The organism is Cohnella hashimotonis, assembly GCF_030014955.1.
Classification (GTDB): Bacteria; Bacillota; Bacilli; order Paenibacillales; family Paenibacillaceae; genus Cohnella; species Cohnella hashimotonis.
This window is the reverse complement of record NZ_JAGRPV010000001.1, coordinates 5237258-5252061: the sequence shown is the minus strand read 5'-3', so window position 1 is coordinate 5252061 and position 14804 is coordinate 5237258. Positions and strand designations below refer to the sequence as shown.

Genomic DNA, 14804 nt, shown 5'->3' with positions numbered 1-14804 from the left:
CGACGGATTTGGGTAAATTCAATTGGCCCTATTTTGAAACATCCAAATTTGTACATATTCGGAGGCGCCGACCATGGCCAAAAACTTGATCGAGCAACTGAACGATTGGCACCGCAAGAGCAGCTATGGCGAAATCGTCGACAAAATCGAGCAGATTCCCCCGGAAGAGCGGGACTACACGCTTACCAGCCACCTGGCTAGAGCCTACAATAACCTCAACCGCTACGAGGAGGCGCTGACGCTGCTGTTGTCGGTAGCCGAGCAAGGCGCCGCGGATGTGCTGTGGCATTTTCGGACGGGGTATTCCTACTACTATCTGGACCGCTACGAGGAGGCGATCGCGGCGTTCGAGCAGGCCCACAGTCTCGATCCCTCGGACGAGCTGACGAAGACGCTGCTGAGGTTGAGCCGTTCGGAAGCCGAGCGTCTCGCCGCCAAGCCGGCTTCGGCCCGCAATCATCCCGAAGTTCCGTTCGAGCAATTGGATTTTTCGGACTTCTGGGAAGACAGCGAGTACGCGCGCGACAGCTACGTGTCCGATCCGCCGACGGACGAACTGATCGCCGAGGTGGAAGAGGAGCTCGGTTACAAGCTGCCGGCCGGCTACATTCACCTGATGAAGCTGCAAAACGGGGGCATCCCGCGCAATACGTGTTTTCCGACGAAAGGGCCGACTTCGTGGGCGGACGATCACATCGCGATTACGGGCATCATGGGGATCGGCCGGGACAAAGAATATTCGCTGACCGGAGAATTCGGAAGTCCGTTCATGATCGAAGAGTGGGGCTATCCCGACATCGGGGTCGTTTTTTGCGACTGCCCGTCCGCCGGCCATGATGTAGTCATGCTGGATTACCGAGACTGCGGACCGCAAGGCGAGCCTCAGGTCGTCCATATCGATCAGGAGCAGGATTACCGTATAACTTTCCTCGCCTCGAACTTCGAAGATTTTATCCGCGGGCTGGTGAACGAAGAGGTGTACGACACTTCGGCCGAGGATGCGGAGCAGGATCTGCTGCGGGTGACCGACGGCCAGTTCACGCCGCTGCTGGCGGAGCTGTGCGGCAATGCGTCGACGTTCGAACCGGTCGAGGAACTCATCCGCGCCGTAGGCAGAAGAATCGTGGAGGAGAAAGGCTACTTTTCCCTCCACGCCGACGCCCTGTCGAAGCTGATGTACGACGTTCAGTTCTGGCTTTATACCAAGACGTATCCGGATACGGACCGGGAAGCTTATCTGAAGCGCTATCCGGACATGCTGGTGTTTGGCGAAGGATTTGCCACGAACGGCTATGCACCGGACTTTGTGTCGGAATGGCTGGACGAACGGATGCGACAAGGGGCGATCGAGTCGGAAAACGGCAGGTTGCGGTTCAACGACGAAGCGGCGGCGCAAGTGATCGCGCAGTTGAGAAATGAAGCCGCGGCGGCCGGACGAAGCGGCGAGGAGAATCGCGGTCGGGACGAAATGCTGGACGGGGAGCTGGCTCCGTTCAAGCTCGTCGATTACGGCAGCGGCACTTCCGTCATTGTGAATGCCGGCGTTTATAAGCAAGAGCTGTTCCGCATGCGGGAGGACGAAGGGTTCGAAGGCAGCGGCTACGATTGGGCTTCGCTGGCTGCCGTATTCCTGGAGGAGCGGATGCCCGAGCTGACCGGCGTCGTCCGGTTCGATCCGGAGGCGGACATGTTCAGCGCCTATTCCGGAGACCGGGAAGCGGTCGTCCGCTTCGCCCGCGCCTTTAGGGCAGCCTGCGAGGACGAAACGCTGATCCGGGATTTATTTTCACGGGCAGAGCTGGATTAATAACTGGAGCAGGTCGCCCGCCGATATTAGACCGTTTCTTCCACGAACGCTCAAAGTTGCTCCCGCAAGGGCGTTTGTGGAATACTATCCTTATCGTCTTATCGTATCAGGAAGTGCCGGGGGAGAGCGGAGCAATGGAAAAAAGGCTATGGATTCGCAAGGGCAAGGTCGTGCTGCCCGGGAGCGTGGAGCAAGCCGATGTCTTCGTGGAAAACGGACGCATCGCGCGGATCGGGAGCCGCGGGGAGATCGGCGTTGGCGGAGACGCACAGGAGATCGATGCGGACGGCGCTTATGTGCTGCCGGGTCTCGTCGATATCCATTGCGACGCGATCGAGAAGGAGACCGAGCCGCGTCCGAACACGCTTTTTCCGATGGAAATGGCGTTCCTGCAATTCGAGCGCAAGCTTGCCGGGCATGGCATCACGACCATGTATCATTCGCTGTCGCTTGGCGTGGGCTTAAGCCTTCGAGGCGAGCATCTCGTGTCGGAGATGATCGGCACGATCCGGCGGCTCGGCGCGCAGCGGTCGATGATACGACATCGCGTTCATCTGCGTTACGAAGTGTCGCATCTGACCGGATTTCCGCTGGCGGAACGGCTCATTGGCGAGGGACAGATCGATTATTTGTCGCTGATGGATCATGCGCCGGGTCAGGGGCAGTACCGTCGTCCGGGCGCCTTCCACCGTTATGTGATGAAAAATCAGGGCGTCGACGCGGAGGAATGCGAGCGGATCGTCGAGGAGCTGCAGGCGCGACGGGCGCTGATCGATTGGGACAGGCTGCGTCAGCTTACCGGGCTTGCCAGACAGCACGGTATCGCAGTGGCTTCGCACGATGACGATACGCCGGAGCAAGTGGACCGTTCGATCGCTTTCGGCGCGTCGATCAGCGAATTTCCGCTTAATCTGGAGACGGCCGCATACGCCTCGGAACGGGGCGTGAAAATATGCGTGGGCGCTCCGAACCTCGTGCGCGGCGGCTCCCACGACAAAAACCTGACGGCTATGGAAGCCGTCAGGGCAGGCGCCGCCGACATCGTTTGCTCCGATTATCATCCGGCGTCGCTGCTTCATTCTTTGTTCGGCATGCACGCTGGCGGCATCCCGCTCCACGAAGCCGTGCGCATGGCTTCGCTCGAGCCGGCGACGGCGCTCGGGCAAGCGGCGAGCGTCGGTTCGATCGAGCCGGGCAAGTTTGCCGATCTGCTCCTCGTCAGGACTGTCGGCGGCGTACCGGTTGTCACCGATACGATCGTCGAAGGGACGGTCGTTTCCCAGATGCGGGATTTTCGGAATTAAGTAAATTCAACTCGGTGTCGGGGCATCCGCCGCCCCGGTTCTTGCCGCAAGCTGGGCATGCAGCGTGTCGACCAGCTGCTCGCGTATTTCCTCGGCGCTGTGCGTCCACATCATCTCGAAAAGCACGCCGATACCGGGCAGCGTCACCTCGGCATTGCCGATCGAATCCTCGATCGTGGCTCTCAGCTCGGCCTTGCTCTTGCCTTCGACGCGTTTGAAGATGGCTTCTCGCAGGGTGATGTTCACGGTACTGATCCTCCTCGAAGCAATCGTCCGCAGGCCGGGGCATCCGGGACTGCCGCCAATATAGCGTCTCCGAGCCGACGGGCGGTTATCCGGCGCGCGGGTCCGTGTTATAATGGAAACCACGAAAAGCGAAGCCGGCAAGGCAAGAACGAGGAGGAACCTTCGGCATGGCCAAGGGCAAAAAGCAATTCGCCGTCATCGGTCTCGGGCGCTTCGGCTCAAGCGTCGCGCAGTATCTGGCGAAAATGGGTTACGAAGTGCTCGCGGTAGACGAGAACGAGGAGCGCGTGCAGGATATGGCGAACGTGGTCACGCACGCCGTATCTGCGGATTCCACCGACGAGGAAGCGCTCAAGGCGCTCGGCATCCGCAATCTGGACGTCGTGGTCGTCGCGATCGGCCAAGACATTCAGGCGAGCATTCTGACGACGCTGATTCTCAAGGACCTGGGCGTGCCCCGGATTATCGTCAAGGCGCAAACCGAGCTTCATGGCAAGGTGCTAAGCAAGATCGGCGCCGACAAAGTCGTGTTCCCCGAGCGGGACATGGGGCTGCGGGTCGCGCATCATCTGATCTCGCCGAACATTATCGAGCATATCGAGCTGTCTCCGGACTATAGCATCGTCGAGCTGCAGGTGCCTTCGAATATGGCGGGCAAGACGCTGAGGGAGCTCGATTTTCGCGTAAAATACGGGTGCAACGTCATGGCAATCAAGCACGGCGGGGAAAAAATGGACGTGACGCCGCGTGCCGACAAGCCGCTGCTGCGCACCGACGTGCTTGTCATCGTGGGCAACAACGGGCAGCTGACCCAATTGGAGCAAGACTATGCCAGTCTTTGAGCAAGCGATCGCCTCCGTCGCCAATCCTCGCGTCAAGGGATGGGCCAAGCTGTCCGAGCGCAAATACCGGCAGCAGAGCGGGCGCTTCAAGCTGGAGGGCGTCCATCTGGTCTTAGAAGCGCTCGAAGCGGGATGGCCGCTCGAGGCCGTCGTTTTCGACGAGGGCTTCGGCTTGCCCGAGGAGCTGCTGCCTTACGCGGAGCGCGGCGGATCGGGAGACGGGCAGGCCGCTGAGACGGCGTGGATCCCGGTCTCGCCGGACATCATCGCCAAGTGCAGCGAGACCGAGACGCCGCAGCCGGTATTTGCGGTGGCGATAAAGCGAAGCGTCGAACGGGAGGCGCTGTTCGGAAGCGGACCGAGCGAGGATGCCGACACTATGGCCGCCCTGCGCCGGCGCGGCCCCGTCGTCGTGCTCGACGGCGTGCAGGATCCGGGCAACGTCGGTACGATCGTGCGCTGCGCTGCTGCGAGCGGCGCTGCGGCCGTCGTGCTCGGCAAGGGCACTGCCGATCTTTATAATGCCAAGACGCTGCGCGCCACGATGGGCTCGCTCTTCCGCGTGCCGACGATCGAGGCCGATCTGAGCGAGCTCCTGCCTGAAGCGAAGCGGCAGGGCGCGGTCTTGTACGGTACGAGCCTGCAAGCGGAGCTGTCCTGTTACGAGATCGACCTGACCGGCGGCGACGTCTGGCTGCTCTTCGGCAACGAGGGCGCCGGGCTCTCCGCACAAGCGCAGGCGCTTATCGATCGGCCGATCATCATCCCGATGACCGGATACGCCGAGTCGCTGAACGTAGCGATGGCCGCCACGGTGCTGTTGTTCGAGGCGCAGCGGCAGCGGTTGGTTTTAAACTCACAGGGTCCGAGCCTGTGAGTTGTAACTTCGGATGTTCTCTCGTATGAATGGCGCTCGTCACCGATTTGGAACGCAGTTTGTTGCCACAGCGTTTTCTAATCTTTTCAGATTGAATTCCTTGATCATAATCCCTTGCTTATCAAGGGGTTTTTCTTTTTGAGCGCATTGTGTTTCTCTCCGACATGGCATCGGCGTCAATAGGCAATACCTACACGCGATTGGATATAATCGTTCGTTTTTATCAGGCCAAATGTAAATTCTGCTGTGTCCGGCACGGATATTTCAACGCCACCCTCAGGCAGAAAATGGCGTTCTACTCGATAGTTACCTGTTCTTTCTCCATCAGGCAAATACGTGGGACAGACGATCGTCCATTTTAGCGTTGATTGTTTAAGCAACTCGTAAACTTTATGATGTTCTGTGGCTGCACGGACCGTTCTGCGCTTGGATTCGCTGGACTGATAACGAAGTGTATCCGGGCTAGTCCTGCTTTGCAGTATACCTGCTGTCCCTACCGTGATAATTCGTTGTATGCCTTCGCGTTCCATGGCTTCGATAATAAGAGGCATACTCTCTGAGAGAGTGGTTGTTCCATCCGTATTTAATGCGCTTATAACGGTATCAATCCCTTGCATAGCACGGCCGATATCCTGTTTAACCAGCACATTACCTTGAAGAATAGATAAATTTTCATCATTCATTTGAATTTTTTCTGGCGTACGAACTAACACGGTAACATGATGTCCATCATGTAGCGCATAAGGAACGATTTTACTTCCTACCCGTCCAGTCGCGCCTAAAATTAAAATGTTCATTAAAACAAAACTCCTTCTCCGAGAGGATGCGCCAGCGATCAACGTGCTAGGTCGATTTGCCACGGTTGGTTGGCGCCGTGGTCCGTCCATGTGACGCTGTATAGCGTCTCTTTGCCACAGTTGGCGTCGTGGTCCCTCGAAGAGACGCTGTATAGCGTCTCTTCTCCACGGTTGGCGCCGTGGTCCGTCCATGTGACGCTGTACAGCGCTTCTTCGCCTCCATCGGCGGTGTGGCCCCTCCATGTGCTGGCCTCAGCCCTTGGGCATGCTGCGGTAGTCGGATGGCGAGACGCCCATGAGCTTTTTGAACATGCGGGAAAAATAGTACGGATCGCCGAAGCCGACTTCCGCGGCGACCTCCTTTATAGCCATGCCGGTCAGGCTTAGAAGCTGGCCGGCTCTTTGCATCTTCAGGCGAAGGAAATAATCGATCGGCGAGAAACTCGTCTCCTGCTTAAACAGGTAAATTAAGTGCTGCTTCGACAGTCCCGTATGAAAGGCGAGCTCGGGAAGCGTGATGGAAGACTGCAGATGATCGTTCATATAACGGATCGCACGCTCGATATCTTCTTCTCGCTTGCGTTGGCGGGACGTGCCGCCTGTGCCAAGACCGATCGCGCCTAGCAGCTGGGCAAGCGTCTGCGACACTTGAACCTGCGCCGGGAGCGAATAGGGCTTGTCCAAGAGCAAGCTGTAGCATCGTTCGAAACTCTCCAGAAAGTGGGTATGCATGCCGATCGATACCTGGACGGGACGCCCGCCTAATCCATAGAGACGGAGATGGGCGTCGACATGATCGCCTCTCAAATGAAACCAGTAAATGCTCCATGGCGATTCGGCCGATGCGCCATAACGATGCGGGACGCCTGCCGGAATGACGGCCAGATGCCGCTCTGCGATCGGCTGGGTCTTCCCTTCCTGCTCCACCCATCCGGCGCCATCCGTGCAATAGATGACGATATGCGAGTCGCAGCCCTCGGGTCGATCGCGGTAGTGATGGCGCGCGCGGGGGAAGTAACCGATATCGCTCGCATAGAAATTTTTGGTCAACTCGAATTCGGCCAACTCGACGGCAAAATAGTCGGGCAGCACGAACAGCTTTTCTTGAGGGAAGCCTTCCGGTTTCTGAATATCGTCCACGACGTGCCACTCCTGTCGAGTTATCCATATGAAATCAGAATATCCTCCATCATAAACCGAATTCAGTCAATTGGCGAGTAGCATTATCTATCGTAAAGTGAAGGTATCCATCGGAGGAGGGATTCATCTTGGCACAACAAGCAGCGACAGCTCGGGCGCAGACCGTGCGGATTTGGGAAGAGGATGTTTCTATTCCGACTTACGGCATCGGTATGCCCGACCGCAACCCGATGTTTCTGGAGAAGCGCGTGTATCAGGGCAGCTCCGGACGCGTCTATCCGCATCCGGTCGTCGACAAAATCGAGGACGATAAGAAGCCGCAAAATTACCGGCTTGCCATATTGGAAAACGAATTCGTACGGATCGAAATCATGCCCGAGCTTGGCGGCCGCGTCTACCGCGCGCTGGACAAGACAAACGACTACGACTTCGTCTACTACAATCGCGTCATCAAGCCGGCGCTCGTCGGACTGGCCGGTCCTTGGATTTCCGGCGGCATTGAGTTCAACTGGCCACAGCACCACCGTCCGAACACTTACGGGCCGGTCGAATACAAGCTCGAAGCGCGCGAGGATGGCTCCGCTACCGTGTGGGTCAGCGAGATCGACCGCATGTACGGTACGAAGGTAACGGCTGGCTTTACGCTGCATCCGGGCAAAGCGTACTTAGAAATTTCTGCGCAGCTGTACAATCGCACGCCCGAGCCGCAAACGTTCCTGTGGTGGGCGAACCCGGCGGTGGCCGTCAACGACCATACGCAGTCGGTGTTCCCGCCGGACGTGACAGCCGTCTTCGACCATGGCAAACGCGATGTTTCCCGGTTCCCGATCGCAACGGGCATGTACTACAAAATGGATTACTCCGCAGGCGTGGACATTTCCCGTTATCGGAACATCCCTGTTCCGACATCCTATATGGCCTACAAGTCGGAATACAACTTCGTCGGCGGTTACGACCATGGCGTCCAAGCCGGTCTGCTGCATGTCGCCAATCATCACGTATCGCCGGGTAAAAAGCAGTGGACGTGGGGAAATGGACAATTCGGGCAGGCGTGGGACCGCAATCTTACGGACGAAGATGGTCCGTATATTGAGCTTATGACCGGCGTTTATACGGACAACCAGCCTGATTTTACGTGGCTTGCGCCTTACGAGGAAAAGTCGTTCACCCAGTACTTCATGCCTTACAAGGACATCGGGGTCGTTAAAAATGCATCCATCGACGCGGCCGTTAATCTCGAGGTCGATGAGACCGCGCGCCAAGCAACGGTGCTGGCGTACGCGACTTCCGTGTTCGTTGACGCGGTCATCGAGCTTAAAGGCAGGCAGCGCGCTTACTTGAAGGAGAGCGTCGTCCTATCGCCGGTATCCACGTTCAAATCTGTCGTATCGCTGGACGAGGGAGACCGGCCGCATGACCTGACCGTCACGATCAAGAGCGCCGAGGGGCGCCTTCTTATCGCTTACCGGCCTGCCGAGCCTTCCATCGAGGATGTGCCGGAGGCCGCCAAGCCGTTGCCGGAGCCACAGGAGTTAAGTACGAACGAGCAGCTGTATCTGGCAGGGCTGCATTTGGAGCAATACCGTCATGCCACGTTCGAGCCGGAGTCCTATTACCTTGAAGGCTTGAAGCGCGATCCGTCCGACATTCGCATCAATGTTGCCTACGGCACGCTTCTGCTGCGGCGCGGGCTGTTCGCTGAAGCGGAGGGGCATTTTCGTTCTGCGGTCAAGTCCTTGACGTGGCGCAACCCGAACCCATACGACGGCGAGGCGCTGTATCAGCTGGGCTTCGCATTGAAGCTGCAGGGCAAAGACAAGGAAGCGTTCGCGGCGTTGTACAAGTCGACATGGTCGGCCGCCTGGCAGGACGCCGGGTACTTCACGCTCGCTCAGATCGCGGCTTCGAAGGGCATATTCGACGAGGCGCTGGAGCTGGTCGAACGCTCGATTGTTCGCAACGCCCGTAACTATAAGGCGCGCCATCTGAAGGCCGCGCTGCTGCGCCGGCTGGGACGCGTTGAGGAATCCTTGGCTTATGCTGAAGAGACACTGGCAATTGACGTGGCGGACTTCGGCACCGCCAATGAGCGCATCCTTGCATTCGCAGAGGCTGGCCATGTACCTGCATCCGCCGACGCGCGCGCGGAGCTGCTGCGCCTCATGCGAGGCGACGCCCATAATTACTTGAGCCTGGCCGCCGACTATGCCTCGGCCGGGCTGTACGAAGAAGCGATCGACGTGCTGCGCCGCATCGCGCCGGAGGCTTCGGCAGATGCCTACCCGATGGTCCACTATACGCTGGGCTATCTGTATGAAGCAACAGGCGACTTGACGCAGGCTCAGGCGTTCCGTGAAGCCGGACGCGCGTCGAATCCCGAGTACTGCTTCCCTAACAGCCTGTTCGACCTGCTCGTGCTCGAGAGCGCGGTACTCGCGGACGGCGCGGACGACAAGGCGAATTACTACTTGGGCAACTGGCTGTACGACAAACGACGTCATCAGGACGCGATTAAGGCCTGGGAGGCTTCACGGAACGCAAACGGCGACTTCGCGACGGTACACCGCAATCTCGCGCTCGCGTATTTCAACAAGCTTGGCGATGCGGACCGCACGCTTGCTTCGCTGGAACGCGCGTATGCTCTTCGCGCGGACGACGCCCGGGTGCTCTACGAGCTCGACCAACTATACAAGAAGCTGGGCTATGCGCCTGAAAGGCGGTTCGAGGTATTGGCCGCCCGCAAGACGCTCGTGGACAAGCGCGACGACCTGTACCTCGAGTACGTAACGCTGCTGAACGCGATGGGCCGCCATGCAGATGCGCTGCACGCACTGGCCGAGCGCCAGTTCCATCCGTGGGAGGGTGGAGAAGGCAAGGCGACGGGCCAGCATGTGCTGGCGCATGTCGAGTCGGCGAAGCTGGATCTCGCCGATCGGCGGTACGAGGACGCTGTAGCTCACCTGCAGGCAGCGCTCGTTTACCCGGAAAATCTGGGCGAAGGCAAGCTAGAGGGCGCTCAGGAGAACAACGTTTATTACTATTTGGGTCTCGCCTGCGAAGGGCTGGGACGCGCGGATCAAGCCGAAGACAGCTTCCGGCGGGCTTCTCTGGGACTGGAGGAGCCGGCGAGCGCGATGTACTACAACGACCAACCGCCGGATATGATTTTTTACCAGGGCCTGGCCTGGCAGAAGCTCGGCGTCGAGAAGGAGGCCAAGCGCCGCTTCAACAAATTAGTCGACTATGCGGAGCGACATCTGAACGACGACGTGAAATTCGACTATTTTGCCGTGTCGCTGCCGGATTTCCTCGTCTTCGAGGACGATTTAAACAAGCGCAACCGGATTCATTGCCATTACATGAGAGGCCTCGGCCTGCTCGGTCTCGGCCGGAAGAGCGAGGCGAAAGAAGAGCTCCGGACGGTACTCGCGATGGAGGCGAACCATGCCGGAGCGAAGGTCCACTTCGCTTTAACCGGTATTTGATGAATGGAGTTGGAATGAGTTGAATTGAGTCGGAATGAGTTGAGTTGGGATGGGAAAAGAGCGGGAATCCGCTCTTTTTTCTTTTTTAAGTCGACGATTTTACCGGTCCGGAAGCTGTAGCGCAAGCGGGGGCCAAGCGATCGCTACTTGGGAGGATATTCCACCGCTTTGTCGAAAGTATGTTATTACTGACTAATTATTTCACGAGAAAAGACGGAGGGAACAGATTGAAGAAGCGCATAGCTTTAAAAGTTTTAGTTTTTCTCGCTGTCTTTCTGATGGGCATCCAGACTTCCGGCATTTCGGCAGCAACAGTTCATACGGCCAAGCCGTTTCAGCTCCCTTCGAACGTTAATCAGGAACTCAAGTATACGAACGATCGCGGCGAACATTTAAAATTCCGAGGCTTCAAAAATTACCCGATAAAGTGGATTAAAGAGATTGAAGATGCAAACGACATGAGGATGAATAAAGAGAAAAACCAAATTTTTGTCGTTAGCGGTCATCGCGTCATTTCCTACGACCTTTCCGGCAAAGAGCAGTGGCAATATGCATTGAAAACTTCCTCGGCATTTGACTATACGTTGCTTGAACTAGGGGCGGACGGAACGATTTACGCCATTCGCCAACCGCAAAGCTTCCTTGACCAATATACGCCGGGTTATATTACCGCATTAACGGCGCAGGGGACGCTTCTATGGGAATACGAATTGGTAACCCGGAACACCGAAGACTTTGTGACATACCGAGGAGGCGCCGACGGAACCTTCGTTACGTACTCGGATGATGGAATCATTGGTATACGCAATGGCGGCATTGCATGGAAAAACACCGATATTCTGAAAGTGACGACAACGCAATTTAATACATTTGAGTTCAAGCATACCAATGTAAATGGATTTTTCACGGGGCCTAACGGGACAACCTACGTCGAAACGGAAGATAAAATTTATGCGTTGGACGATACCGGCAAATTATTATGGAGTAACAATATCTCCAGTGATGCCACTCTCGTAAACAATGGCAAGTACATTTTGCTAACCTCATCAACGGGCCCGTGGGTTCTTTGGGACGCTGCGACAGGTGCGACGCTGCCAACGGGGCTAATTAATACGGCATGGCTTAAAGATTCCGGCATTCCCAACGACGGCAAAGGAAATATATATGTTAGCCGCAAGGATGGCGGGATTTCCAAAGTAGATGCGAAAGGCAAAGTTCTATGGAGCTACAAAATCCGTTTCCCCGGATATTCCGACGCCTATGTATCTCATTCCGATGCGAAAGGAAACGTGTACTTCACGGACAACGGCGGAACCTTGTATTCGCTGGATCCCAATGGCAACGAACGGTTCATTCTCCTTTACCGCGAGCAATACGGGCCCATGATCGTACCTACAGATACCGATAAGGATGGCAACGTCTACGCATTGTTCGACCCCATAGGCTTGTTCAAAATTTCAAGCGCAGCAGCAGCAAAGGGCCTTTCATAACAATGATGCACAGCTAGCAGTCAAGACGCTTTCAATAACAATGAGACGAGGCAAATCCATGGATGATTTGCAGTTTTTATTTCAAGATCCCATCCTCCGGCAAACGGAGCTCAATCCCGGATATGACGATCATGCCAGCGATGTTTGGCTCGTCCAGACAGAAAGAGAAGAAGTTGTCGTGCGCTCGACGAGGATGCGGGGACTACCGGACAATGATTTCTGGTTTGGATGCAGTCGACTGTTCGGAATAAATCCGCGGCATGTCGACGAGCTGGCGGCGATCAATCGCGCGCTAAGGCTATTCACTTCGATACCAGTGCCGCAAGTGATTCGAAAAGGATCGTTGAACGGCCGCGAATATCTGGTCGTCGAGAAGCTGCAAGGTTCAACGTGCCGTTCTTTTATCGGTCTGCCATCAACCGCACTCGCCGATTTGGGAACGGGAATCGCCAGTCTTCATCGGTTTCGATCCGACTGGGCGGGAACGATATCCGGCAGCCATCAAACGGCAAGATCGGATTTTCATGATGCACTTATCCATACCATGATCGAGTTGGTCGATAACTTCTATTCAGAACATCAACGTATCCGGCAACTACTTCCGTCAATAATCGCAATGGTCAAAAAATTGCCAGTTCCTAGCCACTTTACTTTTGTCTTAATCGATATGGATCCCACTCAGTTTCTGACAAACGGTAGCGAGTTAACCGGCCTCGTAGATACAGAAGTTTATGCGCTGGCACCAAGAGAATTTGATTTTATCGGCTTAGAATACGTCTTAGATGAGCTCTCTGCAAAATATTTCAAACAAGCGTATGCCCAACGCCTTGCTCTGCCGAATCTCGAATCGTATAGATTGCCTTACCGATTCTTCTATCGGCTGCTTCGCGTTCAGGGCAGCGTAGACGTGGATGAATGGTTGAATCATCCAGTACGATTCAAATAGATAATTAGTCCAAGCAGGCAAATTCGTGTTAGGCGAAGGAGTTCCGCGTTATCGGGAACGACCGGCTCGATTTTCAAAAAAAGCTTTTGCTGCTTTTTTCGGTGCGATGTGTCCCCATGCATTTTGAATGTATTCCGTCACTTCTGCATCGTTCGCCAATTCAAGATTGATGTGCATATAATTGAGGTTGGAAAACGAATCCGGGATCCTGTAAATATCAGGGGCCATCTGGATAAGCAACGCTCTTATTTCCTTGGTGGTCTTCACGGTAAGGGTCTTCTTGTCATCCTGGATCACGGCAAAGATCTTGTTGTTCATCCGAAAAGAGGTTTTTCCCCAATGCTCTACCTCTTCCACGCCAGGCATCGATAAAGCGAATTCACGAATATCAGAAATGGATAACATTGATCCCCTCGCCTCCTTCCTGCACCATTTTTCCCCCAGCATAATCCATTTTCTCCTGCGTTACAATCCGATCGATTCTCGCGGTCGCCATTGATCTGGAACGGTTCGGACTTGGCGCGAAATAGGCATTGCTAGGGTCAACGCCGCTGCGCATGTGCCTGTCCCTTTACCGTTCGTGTGGCATACGATATTGAAGCATGACTTAGAAGGGGGAGTCGACATGAAGTGGGATACTGGCCTCATCGCCAATATAGGCCCGGGCCGGATGGCCGGAATGGTGATTACCGCAGCCAACCCATCCGCAAACTACGCGAATGTGCTGTTGGAAACCTATACTCGCACCGGAGATAGCGGCCCAATGACCGTATACGCGCAACATTTATTTACTGTCACGAACAGCTCGATTGAAGCTTATGCGTTCGCAGGGTTCGACCTGGTCGGGATCAGAGCTGTCGCCGCAGGTCCGGGATCGAACGGCGTGGCGCTGTCCGTAAGAGCTTACAACGCGGAGGGAGGATCTGCAGGGCAATTCATGGTCCCAGTCGTTTTTGCCGAGCCCACTTATTTGTACCTCTCCTTGGAAAATGAAGCCGGGATTGTAATGGTCGAATCTGATCTGCGATCGTTCGCCGCCTATATTCCGACAGCGGCTCCCCGTGCTGTCTTCGCGGACATGCTTGCTGGCGGAGATTTATATGCAGCCGATGACGGACGGCTGCTGCGGATTGAACCCGCGACAGGAGAATTGCTCGGATCGCTCACCCAGCCAGCCGGCGTACTGCGCATGGCCGGGGATCCTTATGGAGACCGGATGATCTCCGTCTACCCGGCATCGGCGCTTATATACGAGGCGTCTACCTCTTATCTGCTGTACTCGCTTGAGGGTTATGATGTCGTAACAGCTATACTGCCGGGACGGATCGCTCTCACTACGCCTCTGACGAGCGTTTTTATCCCGAATTGGGGAAATATCATCGTCCCCGGACATGTAGACATCTACGATACGCAGAGCGGTATCAAGGTAGATACTGAACCAGGATTCCCCATCCCGCCGGATACCCATCTAGGGCTGGGCGAGCAAGGCATTCCGGTGATCGCCTTCAACCCGTATATCGATCTTCCGTTGGAAGGTGCCGCAAATCCTCCTAACAATCAGTATGTGGCGGTTTCGGAGCACCTCCTGACCCGATATGGCAGAGGGGGGACCTTCTCGACGTACTTTCCGCAGCTAACTCGAAAAATGGCGCTGTGCCCGGAGGCCGGAGCGTGCTACATTCTGCTCGACACGGGCGAAATCGCCAAAGTCGACGTGACTTCCATGGCGATCCTCGATACCTTCTATCCGGGTTTCGCCGCGGCTGACTTGTTCGCCGCGGCTGGGGGGAGCCCGTAATCTAGGAAACTCCAGTTAATTAGAATGGAACACAGTAAAGCACACTTACGGTTGTATTCAAGATGTTTATTA

12 protein-coding genes are annotated in these 14804 nt (G+C 55.9%); 8 read left to right on the top strand and 4 right to left on the bottom strand.

All coding sequences use genetic code 11. The features are described from left to right. The first annotated feature begins 73 nt into the window (after positions 1–73). Positions 74–1807 carry an Imm51 family immunity protein gene (locus KB449_RS21180; protein WP_350356236.1) on the top strand — a complete coding sequence of 578 codons (1734 nt, stop codon included), beginning with the start codon at positions 74–76 and terminating at the stop codon, positions 1805–1807. A gap of 134 nt (positions 1808–1941) precedes the next feature. Continuing rightward, complete coding sequence (locus KB449_RS21170; RefSeq protein ID WP_282910257.1) at positions 1942–3111, top strand: alpha-D-ribose 1-methylphosphonate 5-triphosphate diphosphatase; 1170 nt, start codon at positions 1942–1944, stop codon at positions 3109–3111. 6 nt (positions 3112–3117) lie between these two features. On the opposite strand, the gene sspI is transcribed toward KB449_RS21170, so the two are convergent. Beyond that, complete coding sequence (gene sspI / locus KB449_RS21165; RefSeq protein WP_282910256.1) at positions 3118–3357, bottom strand: small acid-soluble spore protein SspI; 240 nt, start codon at positions 3355–3357, stop codon at positions 3118–3120. A 167-nt stretch (positions 3358–3524) separates the two neighbouring features. On the opposite strand from sspI, the gene KB449_RS21160 reads away from it, so the two are divergent. Together KB449_RS21160 and KB449_RS21155 are read left to right on the top strand one after the other, a co-directional pair. Continuing rightward, positions 3525–4199 (top strand): potassium channel family protein, encoded by a 675-nt coding sequence (locus tag KB449_RS21160; RefSeq protein ID WP_282910255.1) that lies wholly within the window; start codon positions 3525–3527, stop codon positions 4197–4199. Then, entirely contained in the window at positions 4186–5076 is an 891-nt protein-coding gene (locus KB449_RS21155) for a TrmH family RNA methyltransferase (protein ID WP_282910254.1), read from the top strand. Before KB449_RS21160 ends, KB449_RS21155 begins: the two co-directional genes overlap by 14 nt. 176 nt (positions 5077–5252) lie before the next feature. Here KB449_RS21155 and KB449_RS21150 read toward each other — a convergent pair whose 3' ends face one another. Next, entirely contained in the window at positions 5253–5873 is a 621-nt protein-coding gene (locus tag KB449_RS21150) for an NAD(P)-dependent oxidoreductase (RefSeq protein ID WP_282910253.1), read from the bottom strand. A gap of 252 nt (positions 5874–6125) precedes the next feature. Beyond that, positions 6126–7013 carry a helix-turn-helix domain-containing protein gene (locus KB449_RS21145; RefSeq protein ID WP_282910252.1) on the bottom strand — a complete coding sequence of 296 codons (888 nt, stop codon included), beginning with the start codon at positions 7011–7013 and terminating at the stop codon, positions 6126–6128. A gap of 212 nt (positions 7014–7225) precedes the next feature. Between KB449_RS21145 and KB449_RS21140 the strand changes: the two genes are divergently transcribed. From KB449_RS21140 to KB449_RS21130, 3 genes are all read left to right on the top strand, one after another. Continuing rightward, positions 7226–10498 carry a DUF5107 domain-containing protein gene (locus KB449_RS21140; RefSeq protein WP_282912880.1) on the top strand — a complete coding sequence of 1091 codons (3273 nt, stop codon included), beginning with the start codon at positions 7226–7228 and terminating at the stop codon, positions 10496–10498. A 227-nt stretch (positions 10499–10725) separates the two neighbouring features. Continuing rightward, positions 10726–11988, top strand: coding sequence for an outer membrane protein assembly factor BamB family protein (locus KB449_RS21135; protein WP_282910251.1), 1263 nt, complete (start codon positions 10726–10728; stop codon positions 11986–11988). Between the two features lie 58 nt (positions 11989–12046). Beyond that, positions 12047–12934 (top strand): aminoglycoside phosphotransferase family protein, encoded by an 888-nt coding sequence (locus tag KB449_RS21130; RefSeq protein WP_282910250.1) that lies wholly within the window; start codon positions 12047–12049, stop codon positions 12932–12934. Between the two features lie 48 nt (positions 12935–12982). Here KB449_RS21130 and KB449_RS21125 read toward each other — a convergent pair whose 3' ends face one another. Then, on the bottom strand, positions 12983–13381 hold the full coding sequence (locus KB449_RS21125) for an MmcQ/YjbR family DNA-binding protein (protein ID WP_282910249.1): 399 nt from the start codon (positions 13379–13381) through the stop codon (positions 12983–12985). Between the two features lie 178 nt (positions 13382–13559). Between KB449_RS21125 and KB449_RS21120 the strand changes: the two genes are divergently transcribed. After that, a complete protein-coding gene (locus tag KB449_RS21120; protein ID WP_282910248.1) occupies positions 13560–14732 on the top strand; it encodes a hypothetical protein in 1173 nt (390 codons plus the stop codon). Positions 14733–14804 lie beyond the last annotated feature (72 nt).

What these genes read in the sequence shown, in the direction of transcription:
- KB449_RS21180 (WP_350356236.1), top strand. Translation starts at nt 74, where the DNA reads ATGGCCAAAAACTTGATCGAGCAACTGAACGATTGGCACCGCAAGAGC.
- KB449_RS21170 (WP_282910257.1), top strand. Translation starts at nt 1,942, where the DNA reads ATGGAAAAAAGGCTATGGATTCGCAAGGGCAAGGTCGTGCTGCCCGGG.
- KB449_RS21160 (WP_282910255.1), top strand. Translation starts at nt 3,525, where the DNA reads ATGGCCAAGGGCAAAAAGCAATTCGCCGTCATCGGTCTCGGGCGCTTC.
- KB449_RS21155 (WP_282910254.1), top strand. Translation starts at nt 4,186, where the DNA reads ATGCCAGTCTTTGAGCAAGCGATCGCCTCCGTCGCCAATCCTCGCGTC.
- KB449_RS21150 (WP_282910253.1), bottom strand. Translation starts at nt 5,873, where the DNA reads ATGAACATTTTAATTTTAGGCGCGACTGGACGGGTAGGAAGTAAAATC.
- KB449_RS21140 (WP_282912880.1), top strand. Translation starts at nt 7,226, where the DNA reads ATGCCCGACCGCAACCCGATGTTTCTGGAGAAGCGCGTGTATCAGGGC.
- KB449_RS21130 (WP_282910250.1), top strand. Translation starts at nt 12,047, where the DNA reads ATGGATGATTTGCAGTTTTTATTTCAAGATCCCATCCTCCGGCAAACG.
- KB449_RS21125 (WP_282910249.1), bottom strand. Translation starts at nt 13,381, where the DNA reads ATGCTGGGGGAAAAATGGTGCAGGAAGGAGGCGAGGGGATCAATGTTA.
- KB449_RS21120 (WP_282910248.1), top strand. Translation starts at nt 13,560, where the DNA reads ATGAAGTGGGATACTGGCCTCATCGCCAATATAGGCCCGGGCCGGATG.